Genomic DNA, 23121 nt, shown 5'->3' with positions numbered 1-23121 from the left:
CCGCAGCGCCGCAGCGCGGGAAGTCGGCACCTGGACCACCAGGGTCACAAACCCCCAGACGTATAGTGGCGATCATGATGCTCGGTTGCGGCCGGGGACGCGGACCGGGGGAGCGCGTGGTGCAGGGACGTGCAAAAGAGCAGTGCCACATCCGTCGGATACTCGCCGACGCCCATCGCGGGGAGAGCAACTGCAGGCTCCTGCACGGAGAGGCCGGCATCGGCAAGACCACCCTCCTCGAGTACGCGGTCGCCCAGGCCGACGGCATGAGTGTGCTGCGGGTCGAGGGCATCGAGTCGGAGATGGAGCTGGCCTTCGGCGGGCTCCATCAGCTCCTCCTGCCGGTGTTGGATCGGCTCGACCTGCTCCCGCCACCGCAGGCCGGGGCCCTACGGGCCGTCTTTGGCCTGAGCGACGAGACCGTGCGGGACCGCCTCACCATCGGGCTTGCGGCGCTGTCGCTGCTCTCCGAGGCGGCCGCCGAAAAGCCCTTGTTGTGTGTGGTCGATGACCTCCAGTGGCTCGACCAACCGTCCGTGGATGCACTGCTCTTCGCCGCCCGGCGGCTGCGGGCCGAAGGCGTCGTCATGCTCTTCGCCACTCGCGAAACCTCCTCGGCGAGTGGAACGAAGGCACTGCCCCACGTGCCCCTCACCGGCGTCGACCGACAGTCGGCCGTGTCGCTGCTGCCCGGCCTTGCGCCCCCGGTCACCGAGTGGATCATCGATCAGGCGCAAGGCAACCCGCTGGCGCTGCAGGAACTGGCAGCCGCCCTGACCCCGGCTCAACGTGCCGGGCAGCTGGGGCCGTTGACGCTGCCCGATGCCCAGTCGGCGCCACCGAGTCGATTGCAGGACGCCTTCGCCGAGCAGATCCGCCGCCTCCCCGACGCCACTCAACGCATGCTTACGGTGGCCGCCGCGGACGACACCGGGGACCTGCCCACGGTGCTGGCCGCCGGAGCCAGGCTTGGCGGGGAGGTGAGGGATCTGGAGCCGGCCGAGCGTGCAGAGCTGATCTTCGTCTCCGCGCAGAGGCTGCGTTTTCGGCATCCCCTCATTCGGTTCGCCGCCTATCAACGCGCTCCGCTGGCCTGGCGGCTGGCGGTGCACCAGGCGCTGGTCGCGGTCCTGGACGGTCACCGGCACGCGCACCGACGCGCCTGGCACCTGGCTGCCGCGGCGACCGGCCCCAACGAGCAGGTCGCCGGCGAGCTGGAGCGGGTCGCCGAGTGGGCAGGCAGCCGGCAGGCAATGGCATCCGCGTCTGCCGCGTACGAGCGAGCCGCTCACCTCACCGCGGATACACCGAGGCGCGCCCGCCGCCTGATCAACGCCGCGCAGAAGGCGAGCGAAGCCGGCCAGGACGAACGATGCCGTGCCCTCACCGACCAGGTGCCGCTGCCTCTCCTGGACCCGGGCATGGCGGCGGACTTCGCCCGTGTACGCTCCGTGGTCGAGCTGGGCTACGGCAGCCCGGGGCAAGCCGCCCGCCTGCTGGCCGAATGCACGGACGCGGTATCCGTCGGCCGCCCCGACAAACTCGCCCCTCTGTTGACCGACGCCCTCCACGCGGCCTTCTCGGCCGGCGACGCAGCCCTCATGGTGGAGATCGCTGGGCGCACACCCTGCCTGCCCGTGGTGGCTACGCCCGCGAAGCTGCTCACCGGCGACATTCCTGGCGCACTTCGGACGCTGGACGATCACGTAGCGGCCGCTCGCCTCGCCGGAAGCGGCCTCATGGACCGTTTGATGGCCGGGATCTACTGCCACCTGGTCGCCGACCACGAGAGCGCGCACGCGCTGGCCGCCGCGGCGGTCACCCACTGCCGGGAGCAGGGCATCGGCGGATGGCTGCCCACCACGCTGCATCTGCTTGCCCAAGCGGAACTGGCACTGGGCCGGCACGACGACGCACACGCACACGCCGCCGAAGCACTCCGGCTTGCGGAGGCTTACGACCTGGACCACCGAGCCGCCCACCTGCGTGCCCTGCTCGCGGTGCTCGCGGCCGCCCGGGGAGAGGAGGAACATGCCCGGGAACTGGCCGGCCTGGCACTGGAATACACCCGCCCCCGCGACGTCGGACGGGGCACGGCGGACGCACTGTGGGCGCTGGGTCTCCTCGACCTCGGCCTCGGGCGTGCTCAGGCTGCGCTGGAACACCTGGAAGCGGCCCGGCAGGCAGCGGGTCACCCCCTCCTGGCCCGGCACCTGATGCCCGATCTGATCGAGGCCGCCGTTCGCGCGGGCCACCCGGAGCGGGCGAGGGAACCCGCGAAACAGCTCACGAGCTGGGCGGACGACCTCCAGCAACCCCACTTCACGGCACAGGCCCACCGCTGCGCCGCCCTGACCGGTCCGGACGCGTCGGCCGAGAAGCACTACGCATCGGCCCTCGACCTGCACACCCCGGGCGGTGACTTCGAGCGGGCCCGCACCGAACTGCTCTACGGCGAGTGGCTGCGCCGGGGCCGCCGCAAGCTCGACGCCCGCGACCATCTGCGTACCGCGAGGGAGCTCTTCGACAAGCTGGGTACACAGCCATGGGCCCGTCGGGCGGCCACAGAACTACAGGCTGCCGGCGAGACCCCGCACCCGGCCGATGCCATCGACTCGCCCATCAGCCGCCTGAGCTTGCAGGAACGTGAAGTCGTCCGACTCGCAGCCACCGGGGCCACCAACCGTGAAATCGCCACCCAACTGTTCCTGAGCCCGCGCACCGTGGGGCACCACCTCTACCGCGCGTTTCCCAAGCTGGGCGTCAGCTCACGAACAGAGCTCGCCGACCTACTCGCCTCCTGACAGCAACGAGGTCCTGTACTCAGCGAGCCCACACCGCACAGGACGCGGGTGGGCCGCCTACTCTTGGGACGTTGACTCGAGGGCGTCGAGGGCCAGTTGGCGATCCAGCGAGATCAGGCGCGAGTTCTGCCAGCGCCACGGCCTGCCAGTTCTCGTCCCTCCAACAGACGGCGAGCAACTGCAAGGAGTCGCGGCTCGGCAGAGGCGTGTCCTCGCCACGCAGCCCGCCACGGACACCTCGTCCCCCAACACGACGAAACCCCATGGCGGCATGCGTCTGGGCCACTGGCTGGCCCAACGTCGCGCGGAAGCCCGTCAGCGTACTCTGCCCTTCTGTGACGAACGCGCCCTGAACGAGATCTACCCGTCGTGGACAGCAACGAACTGGGGCAACACCTGACACCGCACCTACCCCCAGGCGCGCTGTGCCGCCCGCCGAGGTGGACTTCCCTTCCCCGACCGCAGACCCCGCGCCGACGAACCGCCCTTGGCCCGCTGGCTCGACAATGCAGATCACCCAGCTGTTCGAGCTCGACGAAGACCAGCACGAACTGCTGGGCGCCCTACAACCGGACGACCCCCTCGCCCTGCTGCTGCGCCGCCCGCGACCCGCGCACAAGCACCCCGGAACACCCTCACCCCAGGCTCCTGACCAGCCACGTCAAGACGGCGCGACTTCACAGTCGCCGGACGCGCAGCGCGCAGGTCAGCATCGGGAGGGTGAACTCGCCCTCGGCGGTCTCCGGTCGGCTCGCGAGGTAGGCGCGGATCCGGCCCAGCGTGGCCTGTCGTTCCTGTTCTGGCATGACCAACATCCCCGCCTTCGTCGCGAGGGTCGCGACCAGGGAGTCGGCGGTGCGACGTTGCCCGTGCGGGAACTCGGCCTGTTCCGGCGAGCCGAACCGGGCGGCCACGCCCGTCTTGGGAAGGTGCATGTCGGCCGTCTCAGTACGCCAACTGGCGGGCACGTCACGCGGGCCGATGGCCGCGCTCCCGCCGACCCGCGCGAGTCCGGCCACCCAGTCGACCCGGTCGTCCATGACGTTCCACAGACCGGCCAGGATCCCGCCGGGTGCGAGGACCCTGGCTATCTCGGGTCCCGCGACGGCCATGTCGAACCAGTGCATGGCGTTGCCGGACAGCACGGCATCGATGGAACCGTCCGGCAGCGGTATGGCCTCGGCGCGACCCGGCAGGGCACGGACAGCCGGCAGCGCGCGGCGCAACTCGGTCAGCATCGCCGGGTCGGGCTCGACCGCGACGACATCGGCGCCCAGCGCGACAAGCGTGGCGGTGAGCTTGCCGGTTCCGGCGCCCAGGTCGAGCACTCGCAGGCCGGGCGTGTGCCCGAGCGACCAGCGCACCGCGGCCTGCGCGTAGTCCGGGCGGTGCTCGGCGTAGGCGACCGCCGCCGCACCGAACGACGAGCTGTGAAGCAGCCGGTCATCCTGGTCCATGCGATCACCGTATCCAAGCTGCCACCGGTCGGATACCACGCCTCACTGCTTCGCCGCCACCCACGACCCGCACGAACACGCCGCAACAGCGTCACGCCAGGTCCCTGACCAGCCACTTCAAGATGGCGGACATGCTCTTTCAGCTGCGGGGGGGGGGGGTGGCGGGCAGGTCCTCGACTGGTTCCCAACGGGGTGTTGATGTGGGGGAGGGGCTGACAGGCCTGCACGGAAGAAAGGTCGGACTGTGTCCGGAACCTGGTCTGAGAGGTGGTTCAGATGTCGGCTGTCCGGGGGCGTGGGTACAGGTGGACTGTGCCTGAGTTGAATTCCTCTAGACCGACGACGGTGTCCGCGTAGTTCAACGTTACTTGCAGCCCTTTAATCCGCCTTAGGGGAGTGATGTCGGTGATATCAGGCAGTGATGCGCGGCAGTTGACGGATATGCTCTCCAGGTTGGGGAACGTGTCAGCGATCAGGCTCAATTGTGCATCTGAATCGATGGGTGACAACTGCAGGTGCTTCACGCTGTGCATAGGTGCGGCCTGCGCGAGGTCATACTGTGAGATGTAGAGATTCGTCAGGCGCGGTAGTGCGGCAATCTCTCGCCACTCTGCAGGAGTAGGCGCCGCGTTGATGACCAGATCATTCAGGTCTCGCCACTTGGAGACGCCTAGCAGGGGTGTATCAATCCAGCCCGCTAGGCGTAGTGCAGTCAGGTTCGGCGAAGCTGGCATCCCTTCCAGGCTCCCCCACGGCAGGCGACTGTAGAGAGCGAGCTCCGTGAGTTCTGGCAGTGAGGCCAGGGAGTTGAAAGAAAAATCTTCCGGGAGTTGAAGCAGCCTCAGGTTCGATATTCGAAGCCCTGAGAGGTCCTCAAGGTGGGTAAGTTGCGCGCATTCGCACAGGAGGAGTTCCTTCAGGGCGAGCAATGTGCGTACGAATTTCAGGTCTGTGAGCAGCCGGCCGGAGTAGATCTCGAGCATTTCGGTTTCGTGCGAGAGATGCTCGATTATTTCGTCTTGGGTGAATTCGTTCCGGAATATGATGTCGGTGATGGGTTGCAGGAGACGTAGGGCGTTCCGCTGATCGGCTGTTCTCACTTCAAGCGACAGGCGATCTTTGAAGGGGAGCAGGATGTCTTGGGCGTATGGGTCGGCCTCGAAGCGTTCCCAGACATCGACCAGCGCGTAAGACACCGAGGAAGGAGCCAGGGACTGTACGAAGCGGCGAAGGAAGGCGTAGGCATGATCGCCGCCAATGGCGGCTGCAGTTTGAATGACGGGGCCCACCTCGTCGTCTTTGAGACCTTGACGGCTCGGCGCAGGTCCAGGATGCCCGGTCCGAGCGCGGCAAGCTCCTCTGCCTCCTCCAGGGAGCGGGGAGGCATCAGGTGGCGTGCGCGCTGTTCGACCAGCCTGCGGGCGTCGGGTTCGATTGCGGTGGCGTATTGCAGGCCGGCGGCCGCCAGTAGGTGGAGTCTGCTTCGGTGCTCGCTCTCGGCGTCGCCGCGTTCGACGAGGCGACGGAGCAGGTCAGCGCTCTCGGCTGGGCGGGCGTGGGCGACGGCCATGCGTATGACGTCCTCCCACTGGTCGTCGTGGGCGTTGTTGACCAGCAGTGGGAAGTCATGGGCTTCGATGGCGGCTTTGGACCCGAGGTAGTCCTGGAAGGTGCGGTGCGCGAAGTCGATGGTGTCCGTGGTGGGCCGGCGCAGAAGTCCGCTGCGGCCGACCAGGTGCGTCAGGACCTGGTCGGCAGTGCCTTGCTCGGCCACGGCCTGCATAGCCGTCAGCGCGTCGTCGACCAGGGCCCGAGCAGTGGTCCGGTCCATCTCGGTCTGGCGGTTGCGGATGAGCCAGCAGGCCAGACGCTGCAAGAGCTGGATGCTCTGGTGTTCGGTGAGCCGGATGCCTTCTGGGACGTCGATGTTGCGCTCGAGGTCACGGCGGACGAGCAGCATCGACAGCGCTGCTTCGTACAGCTCCATGCGGCTGTGCGGCAGATGGCCGCGGCGGTCCCGGTGCAGTGCACAAATGAGTGCACACATCAGGGGTGTGCTGGACAACTGCGCCAGGTCTCGCTGGGCACGTACCGTCACCTGGAGAGCTGTTTCAAGATCATGCAGTGGTGAGCGTTCGGCCTCGGTTCCTGTACTTTGCCGGGCGGCGGTATGCCAGCGGCTGACGAACACTGCGGTGTCGGCGGTGTTCATGGGCCGCACCGACAGCTCGGTGAAACGCGACGAAGCGAGCCAGCCTTCGGGAACAGCTGACGGCCGCGTGGTGACCACGAAGCACGCGTCCGCGTACGCCGCCAGGAGCCGATCGAGCCAGTCCCGCGTGGCGCCCCGCTGCTCTTGCGGCACCTCGTCGATCCCGTCGACCAGAATGAGTGCCTCACCCCTGGCCAATACACCATCGGCCCAGTCCTCAGGTTGCGAGGCCGCCAGGGGTGCGCCGACCGCGAACAGGAAATCATGCGGTTCCGGAAGAGACCCACGCCGCACCAGCGTCCACAATGGCAGAACGAAGGGAATCAGCCCCCGCCAGTCTGCCAGCTCCTCCGGCAACCCACCGCGTGCTGTGGCAACAGCCAGCCACTGCAACAGCGTTGCATGTTAAGTCCAGCAAAGCCGTCGGCTTCTGAGGCCAGCCCCGCAACTACCCTCGCCTCTGCGCCGGCAGGCAGCGGGGCACCTCGTCGTGAGCCGTAAAAACTCACTGGCTTTGTCGGCGGGGCGAGTTAGAGTGGGTGCACAACGTCAGGCACCTCCCGGTGCGCAGGCCGCGGTTACTTCTTTGGCAGAACCACTTCGGTGGGCAGGGATCGAACCCTGCAAAACCGCAGCCGTCTTGATCTCGGGAGGCACAGCATCGGGGTGCCCGGTGCGCAGGCAGGGGATACTTCCACTGTTAATGGGGTGGTCGCGGGTTCGAGTCCCGTCGTCGACTACGGGTCGGCGTAGCTCAGTTGGCAGAGCACCTTGTTTCCTCAGCCGATTCTGATCTCGGGCACCCCGCTGCTGAGCTTCCCCTCCATGTGAGGGGCTTTCTTATGTCTCGCTTCAACACCCGTGGCGCTCGGTCCACCGCCAGCTCACCCGTGACCACGACCGGAGAGCGCACCCGCACCCACGAAGGTGGCGCCGGCTACCTGCGCGACGCCAAGTCGGAGTTGTTCCTCCTCGGTGTCGCCAACTTCGTCGGGGTCGACACCTTCTACGAGAAGGCGGGCGACCGCGACAACCGCTTCACCCAGCTCGTGCGGCAGCTCGCTGTTGAGGATCCCGACTGGACCGCAGATCTCCTCCGTTGGCTCCGAGGCGGGGGAAACATGCGCACTGCGGCGCTCGTGGGCGCCGCCGAGTTCGCCAACGCACGACTCGACGCTCAGCTGCCCGGCCACTCCCGACAGGTCATCGCTTCGGTGCTCCAGCGCGCAGACGAGCCCGGGGAGCTGCTCGGCTACTGGGCTACCCGGTACGGTCGCAAGCTGCCCAAGCCGGTGAAGCGCGGTATCGCCGACGCCGTCCAGCGTCTGTACAACGAGCGGTCGCTCCTGAAGTACGACACCAACTCCAAGGGGTACCGGTTCGGCGACGTCCTCAACCTCGTCCACGCCAGCCCGGCCGACGACAAGCCGTGGCAGGGCGACCTGTTCAAGCACTCCCTCGACCGGCGTCACGGCCGCGACACCGGCATCCCGGCCCGGCTGTCAACGCTGATTGCGCGCGAGCAGCTGATGTCCATCCCCGTCGACCGACGCCGCCAGGTGCTCGCCGACGACATGGAGCTGCTGCAGCGCGCCGGCATGACATGGGAGGCGTTGGCCGGGTGGCTCCAGGGACCGATGGATGCCGCGGCATGGGAGGCGGTCATCCCGTCCATGGGCTACATGGCCTTGCTGCGGAACCTCCGCAACTTCGACGAGGCCGGCGTCTGCGACGAGGTCGCTGAGACGGTGGCACGCAAGCTCGCTGACCCCGAGCAGATTGCCCGCTCGCGGCAGCTGCCGATGCGCTTCTACGCGGCGTTCCACGCGGCCCCGTCGCTGCGCTGGGGACACGCCTTGGAAAAGGCGCTCACCGAATCCCTCGCCAACATTCCCACCCTGAGCGGCAGGACGCTGATCCTGGTCGACACATCGTCGTCCATGCACGCGGCGTTCTCCCGCGACGGGTCGCTGATGCGCTGGGATGCGGCAGCCCTGTTCGGCATTGCGCTCGGCGGGCGGTCCGCTCAGGGCGACGTGGTCTCGTTCTCGTCCGCCCGCTACTACGTGAACGACCGGCCGGGAGCCAAGGTGAAGGCGTTCCCGCTCACCCGTGGCGGCTCCCTCCTGGGCGACGTGCGGAAGTGGAAGGACGGCGGCTGGTTCCTCGGCGGCGGCACGGACACGGCAGCGGCCATCCGTGAGACCTTCCGCGGCCACGACCGGGTCGTCATCGTCACCGACGAGCAGGCCGGGCACGACACGCAGGAAGTCACCGAGGCCATCCCGGCCCCCACGCCCATGTACACGTGGAACCTCGCCGGTTACCAGGCCGGGCACACCCCGGCCGGCAGCCACCACCGGCACACGTTCGGAGGGCTCACGGACCAGGCTTTCCGCATGATCCCGCTACTTGAAGCGGGCCGGGACTCCCGGTGGCCGTGGGAGCAGCCCGCTGCCTGAGTACCGACACGCCGGCGCCCCGCCCCTGCTTGGCGGATTCAACGGAACGTGGCAACAGATGACTTTTCGTCATCGGCCTCCAGCAGTCCAGTGCTGTGACCGTGAAGGTTCACCGGGTGCGTCCGGCGGCCCGCGTTACCGGGTCAGGCTTCGCGGTCATTGTGCTGGGGATCGTAGACGTAGGGAGTCGTGGTGCTCAGAACGACGAACCCGAGTCGTTGCAGGATGGGGCGGCTTTGGTCGGTGGCGTCGACCTGAAGGTAGCGGTAGCCGAGGTCGGCGGCGGTCCGGGCACGGCGGGTGACCAGAGCCCGGTAGATCCCCTGGCCTCGCCAGGCGGCCACGGTGCCGCCGCCCCAAAGGCCGGCGAAGTCGGTGCCCGGGTTCAGTTCCATCCGCGCCGCGCACACGGGCAGGTCGCCGGCCATCGCGACGACCATGCTGACCGTTTCCGAGTTCTGGGCGAGCTGGGCGAGCAGCCGCTGCCGTAGGCGGAAGCTGCTGGTGCCGAAGACCTGCTCGTGGACGTCCGCCACGAGGTCGACCCCGGAGGGGTCGGTCACCGGACGCAGGTGGACACCTTCGGGCAGTGCGGCGTCGGTGGGCAGGTCCTGGACCGGCGCGACCATCACTGCTTCCTGCGGCCCGGGCGTGAACCCGGCCGACTGCAGCCGCCTGCCGAGGTCATCGGGCCGGTCGTGGGCGTATGCCTTCCATTCGAACTCGCGCCCGAGCGTGGCGAAGTACTGCGCCTGGACCCTGATCGCCACATCCGCCGTGGTCTGGTCAAGGTCTGACCAGAGGACGCCGTTCCAGTCGTGATCCGCGCCGACCTGCCGCACTACGTCGCCGTCACGCTCGACACGGGTGCCGGGGCCGTCGGCCTGCGCGTCGCGCCTCAGCTGGCGGTCGAACAGGGCAAGTACTTCTTCATGATTCATCCGCCCACTCCAGCATGCGGAAGGCAACCGCACCATGGGGTTTCTCCCGTTCCCCGCCGACGTGACTGATCACGCGGCGCCAAAGAGGCGCTCGGCTGGGCCTGCCCAGTCGAGCGTCTTTCTGGGCCTGGAATTCACCTCGGCAGCTACTGCGTGCAGGTCTTCGCGCATGTACTTGGACAGGTCTGCGCCCTTTTCTCCACGAGGGCCTTCTGGACGAGCCTGGGGCTGTGGCCGTTTGGGAGGTGAACGAGCAGTGTGTACCGGGTGCCGCGCACCACCGAAGAGCGCTCCTATGGATCCGCCACCACCGGAGGCTTCGACATGGGCACGTAGGCCGGCCGTGCCTGTTGCCCGGTTCGGCGCTGCCCGCCGTGCGTTTTGGCTACGGTGCCCACCACGGCCGCGGAGAAGGCACCCGCGGGGTGCATGGCCGATCTCGACACACTTGCCGGTCCCAGTGTGGGCGGCGGAGCTGGTGTTCGTCGCGGGGCCCACCTGCTCGCGCTGGTCCGCTCGGGCGCGAGGTTCGAGAGCGGCGCAACTGGTCGAACGCACGGAGGAAGCCACCGCAGCCTGATCACACATCTCTTGATCCACCACTCTTGACAATCGGTCATGTTCCTGACAGCAGTGGCACTGCATCACTCCCACGAACGGCACCACACCCCGAAGGGGGCGATCAGCGCATGACCAAGCCTGAGAGCGCGGGATACAACTACGACGTCGTCATCAGCGGAGCCAGCCTCGCCGGCAGCGCCGCGGCGATCTTGCTCGCTCGACGTGGTGTCCGCGTCGCGCTGCTGGAACGCCGCTCGGACCCCGAAGCGTACAAGGTGCTTTGCACCCACTCCCTCACGGCCAGCGCCTACCCGGTGCTGGACGAACTCGGCCTCATCCCTGCTCTGGAGAAGGCGGGAGCCGTCCGCAACAACGCCCGCTGGTACACCCGTTGGGGATGGATCGAGCCGAGGGCCGCGCCGGCGGGCCCCGAGCTGCCGTACGGGTACAACATTCGGCGCAGCACCCTCGACCCGTTGATCAGGTCCCATGCGGCACAGACTCCTGGCGTCGATCTGCTCCTCGGTCACCAGGTGGCCGGGCTGGTCCGGGAAGCCGGGCGAACCGTGGGGGTGCGCGCGTCGACACCACAGGGCGAGCGTGAGATCCGGGCCCGTCTGGTGGTTGGCGCCGACGGCAAGGACTCGGCCGTAGCGAAGTTCGCCGGGGTGCCTGATCGGAGTTACGAGAACGCGCGGTTCGGCTATCTCGCGCACTTCCGCAATCTTCCGCTGCACGGCGGGATCGCTCACGTCTGGTTCCTCGAGCCCGACATGGCGTACGCGTTTCCGAACGACGACGGGGTGACGGTCCTCGCGGTGCTCCCGGACAAGAAGCGGTTGCCGGCCTTCCGGGAAGACCTGGAGGGCAGCTTCTTCGAGTTCGTCCGTACCCTGCCCGAGGCGCCGCCCATCGACTCCGCCGAGCGCATCACGAAGATCACCGGCACTGTCAACTACCCGCTTCACAGCCGCAAGCCGACCGCACCGGGCGTCGCGCTCATCGGCGACGCCGCCCTGACCGGTGATCCCCTGTGGGGTGTGGGATGCGGGTGGGCTCTGCAGTCCGCGCAATGGCTGGCAGAGGCGGTCGCCTCGGCCGCAACCGGTCGGGGCGACCTCGACAGGTCGCTCGTGGAGTATGCACGCAGACACCGGCGCCGGCTGCGCGGTCACCAGTACCTGGCCGCCGACTTCGCCAAGGCCCGCCCGTTCAATCCCTTGGAGCGGCTGATGTTCTCGGCGGCAGCGCGCGATGAATCGGTGGCACGGCACATGCATCTGTTTGCATCCCGCCTGATCGGTCCGCGGCGTTTCTTGAACCCCGTGATTCTGGCCAAGGCTTCGGCCGTCAACATCAAGCATCGCGGGGCGACTGTGGCCTGAGTACGACACCGAGTGGGCCCGCGATGAAGGCGGTCGCCGCGAAACTCGGGATCGGCTCCACCGAGACCCTGCGCAACGTGTTCCTGACGGACCCAGTTGCGCAGGTCTCGGTGGAGCCGATCGTCCTCACAGGCGATCGAAGCGTTCACGAAGACCTACAGGAAGAAGCGGCCCAAGGCCGTCGCGAAGATCACCGACGGTGCGGAGGAGCTGCTGACGTTCTACGACTTCCCGGCCGAGCATTGGATCCACCTGCGAACCACGAACCCCATCGAGTCGACCTTCTCGAACGTGAAGCTTCGAACCAAGGTCACCCGCGGTGCGGGCAGCCCGGCTGCCGCCCTGACGATGGTGTTCAAGCTGGTCGAGTCCGCCCAGGAACGCTGGCAGGCGATCACCGGGGCCCACCTGGTCGCACTGGTCCGCTCGGGCACGATCTTCGAGAACGGCGCCCTGGTCGAACGCACGGAGGAAGCCACCGCAGACTGATCACACATCACCCGATCTGCAACTCTCGACAATTGCTCAGGGATGCGCGGTGTCGTTCAGGCTGGTGCAGGTGCGGCTTCCTCGTTGACGGTGAGAGGGGCGGCCTCTTGGGTGTCGGTGTTGCTGTCGGGCGTGGGCGTGGGGTGGGAGTAGAAGACGTTGCGTCCTTGCTTGCTGCGGTGTGCCAGGCCCTTGGCGACGAGGGAGTTTTCCAGGGTGTTGCGTACGACGGTCTCGTGCGCAGCGTGGTGGGGATGCGCCTGATTGAGCAGATGTGTCAACTCCGCCACCGTGCACGGCTGCTCGCTGAGCAGCTCGAGGAGGAGGTCCGAGCGGGTGGGGCTCTTGCGCCGCGCCTTGCCATCAACCCGTTTGGTCGCACGGGGCTTCCTCGTGCCTCTTGGTGCCTTGGCTGCAGCCTTCTTCGGGCGGGGCTTGGCGGCGGCTGCCTTCGCGCGTCGTGCGGCAGGCACGGTCGCGGGCTTCGCTGTCTCGATATCAGCTTCCGGAAGCTGTGGTGCGGCAGCTTCGTTGCCGGGTCCTGCTCCGAGGTGTTCCTGGAGGTCTTCCAGCTTGGCTTTGAGCTGCTGTAGGTCGTCGATCTGGTTCGCGATGCTCTTCAGCTTGGCAGCTACGTGCTCAGCAAGTTCCGCGTCTGACATGGCACAGCCTGCTCTCTGTCCTTGCTCGGTCTGTGGGAGGCTGGATGTTACTCGTCTTTCTCCGCAATTACTCCATGCCCCTTTCGGCTCTGTCAGCGAGTAGGTGGCATCTGTATGTTCTCAGTGCCAGCCGAACTATCACTCAGGCACGACGATCACGGCGTCGACGCCCCTTGGTATGTGGTGCACTTGGCCGCGCATGAGCCGGCCGGCGGGGAACTCGTGGACCGAGCCTTTATGGCTCACCTGCGGTGCCACTGAAGAATCAACCACGCCAACGACGAAGCACCATCCCGCGAACAGGGTCCCATACTGTGTATCGGGCTTCGGGACAGCGTCCGTCTGGGAAGCGAGGGGAGCTATAAGGCCCAGCAGGTTCGACACCAAGGCCTGCAGCGCCGACGACGCGCCCTCTTGACGGCTTCTGCGTCTCCTGCACTGCCGCCGCACGCGCTGTGTCCCCGGCGTCCAGCATCCGCTTCGTGCGTGCAGGCGCGCCGGTAACCGGGCGTCCTCAGGCTTCAGCGCGGCAGTGCGAAGGACGACGTCACTAGGGATCGGTCCTGCCTGAACCGCATGCCCGTTTACGTGACCGTCCAGGTGGTTGCTGACGTCCCTCCTCTGCCATGTGAGAGCAGGCAGAGGAGGGCGCCATCGCCACCGTCAACTCGCGCCGATACGCACCGCATTCTCTGATGGCGGTGACATCGGTGAACAACCCAAGAGGGTGAGACGTACTCGGTGCTGCAGCGTCTGAGTACGGTGCTAGTCCTGGGCTGGTGGGGGTGGGGTGATGAGGTGTACCGGCGCTCGCTCGGCCTCGCGTTCTTCGGTTTCAGCGGCGGGGGGCGGTGTGGGGTGCAGGCCCTCGACTGGTTCCCAACGGGGTGTTGGGGTGGGGGAGGGGTAGAGGAGTGGCTTGGCGAGTTTGGAGAGTTGCCGGCGGCCTTCGGCGTTTTTGAGCATGCTGGTGCGTGGGGTGCCTGCCGCTTTGGTCTCGAGCCATTCGCGTGCCTCTGTGGTGCCGAGTGCGCTGATGAGTGAGGCGACGAAGGCGTGTGTTTCGAAGAGGTCCAGGGTGGGGCCGTCGTAGGGCTGGATGCCTTTTTTCCAGTTGTACAGAGATCTGCGGTAGCCGCCTGCCAGTTGTGCGGCCTCGGCCTCGCTGACCCCGAGCCATCCCGCGATGTCGTTGACCGCTTTGATGGCCCGTGTGGCGCGGTCCTGTGGCACGGGGGCCTCTTCGGCGGCTGGCTCGGCCGGTGGAACGGCGGTGGTTGCCGGCGGGTGAGGTGTGTATGCAGGTACCTCCAGCGCAGGAAGGAGCGTTGCCTCCTCGTGCACTGTGGTGGTCCATGTGCAAAGCGGGCGTGGCGCCAGCAGCTGTGTCAAGCTTTCGCTTCTGGTGACGGTTCGCCGGCACAGATCCAGGTAGGCCATGAGCCAGCCGGAGGGAGCCTGCGCCTCCAGAACACTGGTGAGGTTGTGGGTCACTTGGGCCGCGGCATCTGCTGCCGGCTGCAGGCTGCCCGGTGTCGGTCCTTCAGGCAGCCTTCTGCAGACTGGCGTCTGGTCGATCCCGGAGAATGCCTCAAGTGCCGCTGTGGCGTCTCCCATTGTTTCCCCCTAGGAGTAGAAGTCGCGCAGGGCCTCCGTGGTCCCTTTCTCGAAGGCGCGAAGTGCTGAGGTGTGCAGTTCCTCCGCTGTTTCCATGATCGAGGCGGATGCGAACGGACGCGCTCCCTGGTGTGAGCAGTCGTTGTCCAGGATGTAGGTCAATCGGCCTGTGCTCTCGTCCTTCTGGAAGCCGTGCCGGACGACCAGGCTCTGTTCAGGAGTGGGCTGGAACTCCATCACTTGCATCGCTGCACTGATCGAGGGGCCCACCGAGCTGTAGAGCTTTTCCTGGAAGATTTCCTCTCCGATGAAGCGCTTCCAGTCGAGCGGAGAGTGGACCTCGGGATGGGAAAGCTGGTTGACGAACCGCAGCCCCACACGGTTTTCCACCCGGGGCGAGATGACCTTCTCCACGGCTCTCACCAGACGGCCCAGCGTGGCGGAGAACTCCTCCCACCCGGGGTAGTCCGTGGTCTCGATCGCGAAGTGATCGTTCTGCAGCGTGACCAGCCAGCCGCCGCTCTGCAGACGCCAGCCCCGGGCCAGGGGGTCGGAGCTGGGGCGCACGCTGACGTGCTGGTCGACCTGGACGTTTATCCCCTGAATGACATGTTCATTAAGAGGGACCTGCCAGCCGAGAGATTCCCGGATGCTGACGGCGCGCTCGATGGAGCTGGCTGCATATTCCGTCTCGTGCCGGATTTGGCAGACAACGAGCCCCACAGGCGGTCGCTTGAGAGGGCGGTCGTGCGGAACGCCGGTAAGCCAGCCTGTCACATCTCCACCTCGCTCCCCGAAGCGAGCTCTCCCCTGGCTTGCAGCGGCAACTTTCACGAACTTGCACTCCTCACTGTCTCGCGGGGATCTACTTCCTGTCAACACAAAACCGGACTTTCGGTGACTCTTTGAAGATGGATAGCTACCCTTTGCTCAGGCTGCGGTGCGGCTTACCCAGCACGGTCAGCTCCCGGTACTCCGTCACGGTGATCTTGTCCAGCCGCTGGAACTCAGGGCCGGCGATGATCAGCGTTTTCTCCGCGGAGGCCCTGAGGCGGTCCACCGTCTCCCGCCACCACCGCACGCACTCGCTGCTGGGGGCCTCCCCAGTAGAAAGAAGCACGATCTTCGCGCGGGTCGGCTCGAGCCGGCTGTCGCAGGCGACGGCCCATTCCGCGATCTCGCGGTCAACGGTCTTCCACAGGGCTTTGTCGCTCCGGCGCAGGCTCTCCAGGGCGTCGTTCACGGGCTGCTGGACGTAGTCGATGAACGCACTTCCCATCGCCGGCCGCCGCCTCAGCCAGGAGAGGGCCTCGCCCACCACCTCCTGCTCGACCTCGCTGCCGAAGGCCTGCACGGGGTGCTGCCGGGCCAGCCAGCTCTTCTCCACCGGCTGATCGAAGCGCAGGTCGGCCACCCAGAACCCGGGTGTATGCAGGTGCAGTGCCGGGAGGTGGACGAAATGCACCATGTTCCCGTTGGTGATGTGGCCCCGCTGTCCGCCGTCCAGGTAGGCCAGGTCCACCACAGGTGCCACCTGGACAAATGGCTTCCGGGGTCTGAAGGCATCAGGTTCGGCGATGTCGCACGTCGCGGAAGTGATCATTGCCCAGGGTGCGGCGTCGGCCGGGTCCACCATCATCGGCATGTCCGCCGACTGGGACCGGCCGTATCGTTTCGATGTCCGGACCAAGGGCGCACCCGGCGAGCCGAAGTAGACGAATGAGGGGCTCGGGACCACATCGCCCTGACGGAACCGCTCCAGCCCTTCGAGGACTCCCCGCGGCCACTCTTCACGAGCTGACGGCATGCCGTCTTCAACAAAGCTCGCCATGACACCCCCGATCGCACGCTGCTTCGTCAGGCGAAGTCAGGCTCCTGAATCACAACCCCCCGCACTCCCGTAATCCGAGAAGTACGCAGAGTCACAATAAGGGATACAGTCGTATGGCGTAACCATTCACGACAACTCCCATAGATCAACAAATGATGTGACTAACCGTCATGACGTCTCGACTCCAGCACGAACACGCGCCGAGCTCCCGCAGAAGGCGAGACGGCCGGCCTCCGCGCCATGACGACGAAGCAATCAAGAAGCACAAGTCGCAGGAAAATGAACGGACTTGTGCCGCGTCAGCGACTGACCCGGCAAACAGTCATGCCCCGCACGGGTGCTGTGACGCCCGTGCCGCAGCCGGGAACACAAGGACCAACAACGCCTGCAGGGCGCTGCCTTCAGCGCTGCTCGCATGCCCCACCACGACGTGCCGCGGAGGCCAACGACCCGCTCTTGTCCGGGCGCATGCCAAAGAGCCGCAGCCGACATCACGGGCACCTGCGGGTCACGCACTCTTACGGCCCGGCCGGCGGAGCGACCACGCAAGGTCCTCTGCCGTCGGGGCATGCGCCCATGACGCCATGGCGCCGACAGCGACGATGCTGTCGAGTACGGCGGCCAAGGCGCTGAACGCCATCGCGCACACATGCGCCAACCGGTCGGCTTCGAGCACACCGCAGACGCGGCCGGGGGAGAGGTGTGCATTCAGCGCCGGTGCAACCAGCTGACCCGGAGCCCGCAGACCGTGCAGTTCAGCACAGGAAGCCCCACGTAGCGCCCAGTCGGCGGCGCGGGGGCGGTCCCTGCGGCCGGGAGCCCGAGCAAGGACGGTGCCATCGAGGAGCTGCGCCGCGACCCCGGGGCGGCCCAGGGCGGACGCGGCCGGCGGACGACGCAGCCACTGAGTCTGTTCCAGTTCCTGCCACGGCGCGGATCCCTGCCCCATGCGCATCCCCTTCAGGAGACCCGCGGGGATCCAGAGCCTTCCTGAGCCGGTGGCGCGCAGGGCGCACTGGACAGCCAGCAGCCTGGCGGGGGTGCTGGTCGCTGGTGGAAGAGTGGCCGCGAGATAGCTGAGCATCTCCCGGACCCGCACTGTCAACCCAGGTCCCCGCGGCAGTCTCTTCTTCCGGCGCCGGATGGGCGGGTACGACGGGGAAGAGGGTGTCGCCAGCGCAGGTCCGCGCCCGGGGCATCGTGCCGGCCATCGCCCGACGCGGCGCTGTCCACGGCACCGGGCTGGGCACCTGCCGCTGGGTCGTCGAGCGCAGCTTCGCCTGGCTGCAGGGCTTCAAACGCCTCTGCATCCGCTGGGAACGCCGGGCCGGCCCGCACGAAGCCCTCCTCAAGGTGGCCTGCTGCCTGATTACCCACCGACAGCTCGTCTCGTTACGCCGACCGTAGGCGACCAGTCGACTGCCAGCGCTCACTCGAGCGGTTCGGACTCCAGGAAGGCGCGCATTTCGACGGCGAGGTGGCGCATGTCTTCTCCAGGGGCGTGATCGGTCGTCGCTTCGAAATGCCACTCGTCGTCCGGGTACCGGTCGTGTAGTCCCCATGTCAACCGGACGTGCGATCCTGCGTGCTCTGCTGAGAGCGTCAGGTCGCCCTCCAAAGAGCGCCAGGTCCGGGCCCCACTCCACCCGCGAAACGCTTCCGCCAACTCGGCGAGGAAGACGTCAAGGCCGTCACCGCCCCATGTCCTCACCATGACCTCGATCTGCACCGCTTCGCTATGTGCCGTCACGAGAAAGTCGCGCAGCGAGTCGTCCCGCTCCTCCGGGAAGGAGCGTGTCAGCCGGTGGAAGTACAGCTTGATCGCTCGAGAGCTCCGGGGTCCGACACGGACGGCCGGACTCGTCTCATCTTCCTCCACCATGGGCGCAGGCTACGGGTCCAGGAGTCGCCACGACCACAGAGTTTGTGCTGCCTACCAAGCCGCCATCTGCGGTGGGAGCGCAGAGCGCGTGTCCAGCGCCGCCATTCTGTTAGCTGTTGTTGGCGCTTCAGTCGGCGAGTTGAGTGTTGTGGTCGGCGAGCGAGCTGATCTCGCTCCCCACACACAAGCTCTCGCCGCCCGAATCGACCGAGACGCCGCAGCCCAACCCACCCGGGACCATGGCGCATGAGCACACAGGGCTCACGTGTCGGGGTGTCGTTAAGGCTCCGCGTCAGGACGGGGCGAGGACGCAGAACTCGTTGCCCTCCGGGTCGGCGAGGACCGTCCACGGCACTTTGCTCTGGCCCACGTGGGCGGGCGTCGCACCGAGAGCCTTAAGGCGCGCGACCAACTCCACCTGATGGGCCGCAGAGGTGGTGGTGAGATCGAGGTGCACACGGTTCTTTGTTGTTGTCTTGGGTTCCGGGACGGGAACGACGTCGACGCAGACGGCGACCGGGTCCGGCCAAACGAAGCCGCCGACGGGTCCGACGTAGGTGGTCACGCCGGGTCGGAAGACACTCCAGCCGAGCGCCTCCGCCCAGCACCGGCCGACCGCCAAGCCATCAAGAGCCTTTATGTTCACCTGAACAGGTCGCAGTGCCATGCCGGCGATCCTATGCACCCGCTCTGCAACGACATCCGCACCGTCGCTCGCCAGATGAAGTGCTGAGAACTCCTAACGAAATGATCTTCGAGGTGGTTGGATCACTTCGGGACTGATGATCCGGGAGTGCGGGGTGGCGCGGCCGAAGCCGTGGGACGTCGATGACGAGCTGTGGGTGGCGATCAAGCCGCTGCTGCCCAAGGTGGAGCGTCGGGCCCGGCATTCGGGACGCAAGCGGCATCCGGACCGGCTGGTGTTCCAGGGCATCGTGTACGGCGCATTCTCGCCAGTGCCGATGGCCCCGTCGCTGCATACGGTCGGCGGCCTGTCCCTGCGGAGGGGGTGAGTACGACGTTCGGTAACGAGCAAATGTGATGCGAGTCACGTCCGTTTTTCCCGATTACCGGGTCTCCCGGCCCCGCCATGATGCGCGGAACGGATCAACACAGGACGGAGATCGCGAGTGGAGAGCAGTCAGAGCGTCGGGGCGTGGCGGGAACTTGGCAGTCATTTCGGTACCGTCGTGGTGCTGGCCGGTGGCGTACTCGTTGGCGCCGTCAACATTTACCTGGCCGCGAGCCTGTTGCCGACGGTGGTCGCGGACATCGGCGGTGAACGCCTCTACGCGTGGAACATGACCGTGTTCCTGGTAGCGCAAGTCGTGGCGACCGTGCTCGTGAACCGGGTGCTGTCCCGGCGTGGCAACATCGTCTCCTACCTGATCGGCTTCGGCGTCTTCGCCACAGGTTCGGCGCTCTGCGCGATGAGCCCGGTCATGCCGGTGCTGCTGGTCGGCCGTGGTGCGCAGGGGTTTGGGGCAGGTTTGCTGACGGGTCTGGGGTTCGCTCTGATTCGCTCCGTGCTGCCGCGTCATCTGTGGGCGCGCGGCAGCGCGTTGATCTCCGCCATGTTCGGCCTGGGTAACTTCGTCGGGCCGGCTCTGGGTGGATTCTTCGCGCAGTTCGGTTCCTGGCGGCCGGCTTTCGTTGTGCTGGCCCTCGCCTCGGGGGCGATGGCGGCGTTTGTGCCCCGAGTCCTTTCGAGAGGCAGCCGGGCCGAGGCGGAGGCGGCTCCGGTACCGATCGGCTCGTTGCTGCTCGTTGTCGGGGCCGCGGGTGCTGTGAGCATCGCCGGACTCCTCTCGAACCAGGCGGTGATGGCGGCGTTCATCGCGGTGGCACTGGCCCTGATCGTGGCGTTTTTCAGGACGGAAAAGTGCAGGGGGAGGGTGCGAGTCCTTCCCCATCCGACCTACCAAGCCGGCTCCGCATTACGGTGGATTTACCTGACCATGGCGTTCCTCGCCTCTGGTGTTGCCGTAGAGACCTTCCTGCCACTGTTCAGCCAACGCCTGGGCGGGCTGCCGCCGGTCGCTGCCGGGTTCTTCGGCGCGGCATTGTCCCTTGGCTGGTCGGCAAGTCAGGTCGTGAGCTCCTCGGCACGCCGGGAGAGGACATTGCGGTGGCTCCAAGTAGCCGGCCCCGGGCTCCTGGCCGCCGGGCTTGCTGTGCTCGCCCTGTTGCAACAGCGCGACGCATCGCTGCTTGGCGCCATCACGTGGCTGCCGGTCCTCCTCCTCGGGGGCACAGGGATCGGTCTGGCCATGCCTCACCTGTCCGTAGCTGCGATGGCCAGCACGGCAGACGAACAGGAGGGGGAGAAGGCCGCCGCGGCGATCGCGACCGTACTGACGATGTCCACCGCGTTCGGTGCCGCGCTCGCCGGCCTCTTGGTCAACGTGGGTGGGCCGTCGATGGTCAACTCCGCGCGCTGGCTCCTGTTCGGCTTCGCTGCCGTCTCCGCCCTTGGGGTGCCCACCGCGTTGCGCGCCAACCACCTCACCCGGTCCGCCGAAGTCCGTCGCGAGGATGAGGTCGAGCCCACTGCAGAAAGTGATGCGCCGCTGGACTGATCACCACTTCGACAGCATCGTCACCAGCTGCCCGGCGGCACCGGGGCCGTGTCCATGTCGTCCGGGACGGCATCGTTCAGGAGGTGCAGGTGTTGAGCGTGACCGATGCCGTAGCCGCCGCATGGCCATCCCCAAGACACCCGCGACCGTCAAGACACCTGCGACCTTCCAGGCCTCTCCGTGATGTGCGGCGGCAGACAGTCGTCCAGGGCATCGACGTCCTACGGTGACGCCTGGCTCGATGTACGCAAGCACGCTCTCCTCTACGAGCATCTCCCGCACCGCTGCGAAGTGCCGCTGCGGCTGCGCCGGCCACGCCGGGTTCCAGTCCTCATCGATCTCGCGCGGCGCCGTCTCCCATTCCGGGTGGTCGGTCAGTGCGCCGGGGCGGCGAAGGATGGACAGCCCTTGCCTGATCGGCCGGTCCAGCGCGGTGGCGGTCCGGGGCGCGCACCGTTCCGTGCCGACTCCAGCGCCAGCGCCCTGCACACCGCCGTGGACCAGGCGATGACACGACGAGCCACCGAACTGGCACCGACCACCATCACAAGCCGTTCACTGCCCGGCAGTGCAAACGTCGGAGCAAGAACGCTGAGGGAAAGCAGGGTCGTGATCGTGGACGACGGCGGCACGCCGAGGAACCGCCCATTCGGCCCTTCGGCGCGGTTCGAGTGACCCGCGGGCTTTCCGTTTCAGGGGGGCGAGCGGCGCGGGGACGGCGGGTCGGCCGACCGCGTGGTGCCGCCGCTGAGGGGGAGCGGAGGCACCACGTCGGCTCTGCTGCGCGTCGCGGTCATCCGGAGAGGGCATCGCCCCAGTTCGGGCCGATGAAGGCCTTGGCGCTGTTTTGCTGGGACTCGGTCGGGAAGCTCGGTGTGCCGGAGACCTTCGGCAGCTTCGCGGCTGCGGTCTTGTTGAGCGTGCCGGCCTTCTTCATGGCGGTCATCAGAGCCGGGCGGGCGTATCCCTTGAGTCTGAGGTTCTGGCCTTCGGCGCTGAAGAGGTACTCCTGCCACAGGCGTGCGGCCGCGGGGTGCGGCGCATACATGTTGATGGCCTGCGAGTAGTACTGGGAGAACTTGCCGTCCGAGGGGACCGCGACCTTCCAGTCGAGGCCCTTGGACTTGAACTGGTCGGTGTATCCGGCATTGAGGTAGTCCCAGTCGATGCTGATCGGCGTCTGGCCCTTCGCGATGGTGGCCGGGGTGGAGTCGACGGGCGTGTAGTTGCCGTTCTTCTTCAGCTTGGCGAAGAAGTCTATGCCGGGCTGGATGTCGTCGAAGGAGCCGCCGCTGGCGAGGGCGGCCGCGTACACGGCGCCGAAGGCCGAACCCGACTTGGTGGGGCTGCCGTTGAGCGCGACCTGCCCCTTGTACTGCGGCTTGAGCAGATCCTTGAAGCTGGTCGGGCAGGTCTGCACACGCTTGGCATCGCAGCCGAAGGAGATATAGCCGCCGTAGTCGTTTGCCCAGCGGGCGATCGAGTCCTTCTGGGCCTCGGGGATGCCGGCGAAACCGGCGACCATGTACGGCGCGAGCAGCCCCTGCTGGGAGGCGCTCTGCGCGAAGGAGCTGCCGAGGTCCAGGACGTCGGGCGCGCGGTCCTGGCCCTTGCGCGAGGTGACCGCGTTGATCTCGTCCTGGCTGGCGCCGTTCGGATTCTCGACCTCGACCTTGATGCCGTACTTCTTCTCGAAGCCGTCGATCAGGGCGCCGTAGTTGGCCCAGTCGCGGGGCAGCGCCATCGCATGCAGCGTGCCCTCCTTCTTGGCCGCCTTGGCCAGGGCGTCGATGCCGCCGACGGCCTTGGCCGTGGTCGCGGTGGCCGCGCTTTTGCCGTCGGGGCCGGCCGACGCGTCGGAGCCCGCGCCACAGGCGCTGAGGGCGAGGGCGGCGGCGCCGGTGAGGACGCCGGTGAGGACGGCGGTCCTCGGCAGGAACACGGTCACGGTCTCTCCAGGGGTACGCGCAGAGGGGTTGAGGGGATTCATGCGGGGCCACACAGGGGATGCACGTGGGGGGTGGCACTTGTCCGGCGGCTTGTCTGAACAAGTCCGGCCTCAGTAGGCCCACAGATGATGTCCATCAGGTGAACATTGGCTAAACTGCTGACTCCGTTTTCCTCACAATCGCAGCTCGGAGGGGTCATCCCGGCACCCCGCCCGGCCAGCCGCGCTGCACACTCTGCGCACAAATCCGCGCGAGAGAGGAAGTACGGCGGCACGACACGAGGAGATCGC

General features: G+C 67.1%; 17 protein-coding genes, 1 tRNA gene and 4 pseudogenes. 9 read left to right on the top strand and 13 right to left on the bottom strand.

Features of this window, described 5'->3' with window-relative positions:
• Positions 1-119: 119 nt before the first annotated feature.
• The gene (locus AB0D04_RS13490) at positions 120-2804 is read left to right on the top strand and encodes an AAA family ATPase (protein WP_362702529.1); all 2685 of its coding nucleotides are present in this window, start codon (positions 120-122) and stop codon (positions 2802-2804) included.
• Positions 2805-3481: 677 nt separating this feature from the next.
• Here the strand turns inward: AB0D04_RS13490 and AB0D04_RS13485 are convergent.
• The 3 genes from AB0D04_RS13485 to AB0D04_RS13475 all read right to left on the bottom strand — a co-directional run bounded on the left by AB0D04_RS13485 (position 3482) and on the right by AB0D04_RS13475 (position 6866).
• Entirely contained in the window at positions 3482-4261 is a 780-nt protein-coding gene (locus tag AB0D04_RS13485; protein WP_362702527.1) for a class I SAM-dependent methyltransferase, read from the bottom strand.
• A gap of 272 nt (positions 4262-4533) precedes the next feature.
• Positions 4534-5457 carry a hypothetical protein gene (locus tag AB0D04_RS13480; RefSeq protein ID WP_362702526.1) on the bottom strand — a complete coding sequence of 308 codons (924 nt, stop codon included), beginning with the start codon at positions 5455-5457 and terminating at the stop codon, positions 4534-4536.
• Positions 5358-6866: an NACHT domain-containing protein gene (locus AB0D04_RS13475; RefSeq protein ID WP_362702524.1), complete on the bottom strand. Its 1509-nt coding sequence runs from the start codon at positions 6864-6866 to the stop codon at positions 5358-5360. The genes AB0D04_RS13480 and AB0D04_RS13475 overlap by 100 nt, the downstream gene beginning before the upstream one ends.
• A gap of 280 nt (positions 6867-7146) precedes the next feature.
• On the opposite strand from AB0D04_RS13475, the gene AB0D04_RS13470 reads away from it, so the two are divergent.
• Both AB0D04_RS13470 and AB0D04_RS13465 read left to right on the top strand, forming a co-directional pair.
• A tRNA-OTHER gene (locus AB0D04_RS13470) sits at positions 7147-7209 on the top strand.
• A 106-nt stretch (positions 7210-7315) separates the two neighbouring features.
• On the top strand, positions 7316-8935 hold the full coding sequence (locus AB0D04_RS13465) for a TROVE domain-containing protein (protein WP_362702522.1): 1620 nt from the start codon (positions 7316-7318) through the stop codon (positions 8933-8935).
• A 143-nt stretch (positions 8936-9078) separates the two neighbouring features.
• On the opposite strand, the gene AB0D04_RS13460 is transcribed toward AB0D04_RS13465, so the two are convergent.
• Positions 9079-9876 carry a GNAT family N-acetyltransferase gene (locus tag AB0D04_RS13460; protein WP_362702520.1) on the bottom strand — a complete coding sequence of 266 codons (798 nt, stop codon included), beginning with the start codon at positions 9874-9876 and terminating at the stop codon, positions 9079-9081.
• Positions 9877-9945: 69 nt separating this feature from the next.
• Positions 9946-10071: pseudogene (locus AB0D04_RS13455) on the bottom strand (IS30 family transposase); the annotation flags it as partial.
• A 494-nt stretch (positions 10072-10565) separates the two neighbouring features.
• On the opposite strand from AB0D04_RS13455, the gene AB0D04_RS13450 reads away from it, so the two are divergent.
• Together AB0D04_RS13450 and AB0D04_RS13445 are read left to right on the top strand one after the other, a co-directional pair.
• Positions 10566-11822, top strand: a complete 1257-nt coding sequence (locus AB0D04_RS13450) for an NAD(P)/FAD-dependent oxidoreductase (protein WP_362702519.1) — start codon at positions 10566-10568, stop codon at positions 11820-11822.
• A gap of 132 nt (positions 11823-11954) precedes the next feature.
• A pseudogene (locus AB0D04_RS13445) lies at positions 11955-12311 on the top strand (transposase); the annotation flags it as partial.
• Between the two features lie 56 nt (positions 12312-12367).
• On the opposite strand, the gene AB0D04_RS13440 reads toward AB0D04_RS13445, so the two are convergent.
• The 4 genes from AB0D04_RS13440 to AB0D04_RS13425 all read right to left on the bottom strand — a co-directional run bounded on the left by AB0D04_RS13440 (position 12368) and on the right by AB0D04_RS13425 (position 16115).
• Positions 12368-12973 (bottom strand): hypothetical protein, encoded by a 606-nt coding sequence (locus AB0D04_RS13440; RefSeq protein ID WP_362702518.1) that lies wholly within the window; start codon positions 12971-12973, stop codon positions 12368-12370.
• Between the two features lie 765 nt (positions 12974-13738).
• Positions 13739-14206: a hypothetical protein gene (locus AB0D04_RS13435; RefSeq protein ID WP_362702517.1), complete on the bottom strand. Its 468-nt coding sequence runs from the start codon at positions 14204-14206 to the stop codon at positions 13739-13741.
• Positions 14207-14599: 393 nt separating this feature from the next.
• Positions 14600-15367: a TIGR04255 family protein gene (locus tag AB0D04_RS13430; protein ID WP_362702516.1), complete on the bottom strand. Its 768-nt coding sequence runs from the start codon at positions 15365-15367 to the stop codon at positions 14600-14602.
• Between the two features lie 142 nt (positions 15368-15509).
• Positions 15510-16115, bottom strand: coding sequence for a hypothetical protein (locus AB0D04_RS13425; RefSeq protein WP_362702515.1), 606 nt, complete (start codon positions 16113-16115; stop codon positions 15510-15512).
• A gap of 52 nt (positions 16116-16167) precedes the next feature.
• On the opposite strand from AB0D04_RS13425, the gene AB0D04_RS13420 reads away from it, so the two are divergent.
• A complete protein-coding gene (locus AB0D04_RS13420; protein WP_362702514.1) occupies positions 16168-16305 on the top strand; it encodes a hypothetical protein in 138 nt (45 codons plus the stop codon).
• 624 nt (positions 16306-16929) lie between these two features.
• Here the strand turns inward: AB0D04_RS13420 and AB0D04_RS13415 are convergent.
• Positions 16930-17370, bottom strand: a complete 441-nt coding sequence (locus AB0D04_RS13415; RefSeq protein WP_362702512.1) for a hypothetical protein — start codon at positions 17368-17370, stop codon at positions 16930-16932.
• 230 nt (positions 17371-17600) lie between these two features.
• On the opposite strand from AB0D04_RS13415, the pseudogene AB0D04_RS13410 reads away from it, so the two are divergent.
• Positions 17601-17828, top strand: a pseudogene (locus AB0D04_RS13410) (transposase); the annotation flags it as partial.
• A gap of 22 nt (positions 17829-17850) precedes the next feature.
• Here the strand turns inward: AB0D04_RS13410 and AB0D04_RS13405 are convergent.
• A complete protein-coding gene (locus AB0D04_RS13405; RefSeq protein ID WP_362702510.1) occupies positions 17851-18303 on the bottom strand; it encodes a DUF6228 family protein in 453 nt (150 codons plus the stop codon).
• Between the two features lie 298 nt (positions 18304-18601).
• Positions 18602-18970 (bottom strand): annotated as a pseudogene (locus tag AB0D04_RS13400) (VOC family protein); the annotation flags it as partial.
• 133 nt (positions 18971-19103) lie between these two features.
• Between AB0D04_RS13400 and AB0D04_RS13395 the strand changes: the two are divergent.
• Positions 19104-19316, top strand: a complete 213-nt coding sequence (locus AB0D04_RS13395) for a hypothetical protein (RefSeq protein WP_362702636.1) — start codon at positions 19104-19106, stop codon at positions 19314-19316.
• Positions 19317-19433: 117 nt separating this feature from the next.
• Positions 19434-20882: an MFS transporter gene (locus AB0D04_RS13390; RefSeq protein ID WP_362702508.1), complete on the top strand. Its 1449-nt coding sequence runs from the start codon at positions 19434-19436 to the stop codon at positions 20880-20882.
• A gap of 793 nt (positions 20883-21675) precedes the next feature.
• Here the strand turns inward: AB0D04_RS13390 and AB0D04_RS13385 are convergent.
• Positions 21676-22830 carry an extracellular solute-binding protein gene (locus AB0D04_RS13385; RefSeq protein WP_362702506.1) on the bottom strand — a complete coding sequence of 385 codons (1155 nt, stop codon included), beginning with the start codon at positions 22828-22830 and terminating at the stop codon, positions 21676-21678.
• Positions 22831-23121 lie beyond the last annotated feature (291 nt).

The sequence above is a fragment of the Streptomyces sp. NPDC048483 genome (assembly GCF_040651455.1).
Lineage (GTDB): Bacteria > Actinomycetota > Actinomycetes > Streptomycetales > Streptomycetaceae > Streptomyces.
The sequence above is the reverse complement of the archived record's forward strand: the minus strand, read 5'-3'. Positions and strand labels throughout refer to the sequence as shown.

Excerpts from the sequence above, each read along its gene's own strand:
- AB0D04_RS13450 (WP_362702519.1), top strand. The coding sequence starts at position 10,566 with ATGACCAAGCCTGAGAGCGCGGGATACAACTACGACGTCGTCATCAGC.
- AB0D04_RS13420 (WP_362702514.1), top strand. The coding sequence starts at position 16,168 with ATGTCGCACGTCGCGGAAGTGATCATTGCCCAGGGTGCGGCGTCGGCC.
- AB0D04_RS13485 (WP_362702527.1), bottom strand. The coding sequence starts at position 4,261 with ATGGACCAGGATGACCGGCTGCTTCACAGCTCGTCGTTCGGTGCGGCG.
- AB0D04_RS13460 (WP_362702520.1), bottom strand. The coding sequence starts at position 9,876 with ATGAATCATGAAGAAGTACTTGCCCTGTTCGACCGCCAGCTGAGGCGC.
- AB0D04_RS13465 (WP_362702522.1), top strand. The coding sequence starts at position 7,316 with ATGTCTCGCTTCAACACCCGTGGCGCTCGGTCCACCGCCAGCTCACCC.
- AB0D04_RS13440 (WP_362702518.1), bottom strand. The coding sequence starts at position 12,973 with ATGTCAGACGCGGAACTTGCTGAGCACGTAGCTGCCAAGCTGAAGAGC.
- AB0D04_RS13415 (WP_362702512.1), bottom strand. The coding sequence starts at position 17,370 with ATGGGGCAGGGATCCGCGCCGTGGCAGGAACTGGAACAGACTCAGTGG.
- AB0D04_RS13405 (WP_362702510.1), bottom strand. The coding sequence starts at position 18,303 with ATGGTGGAGGAAGATGAGACGAGTCCGGCCGTCCGTGTCGGACCCCGG.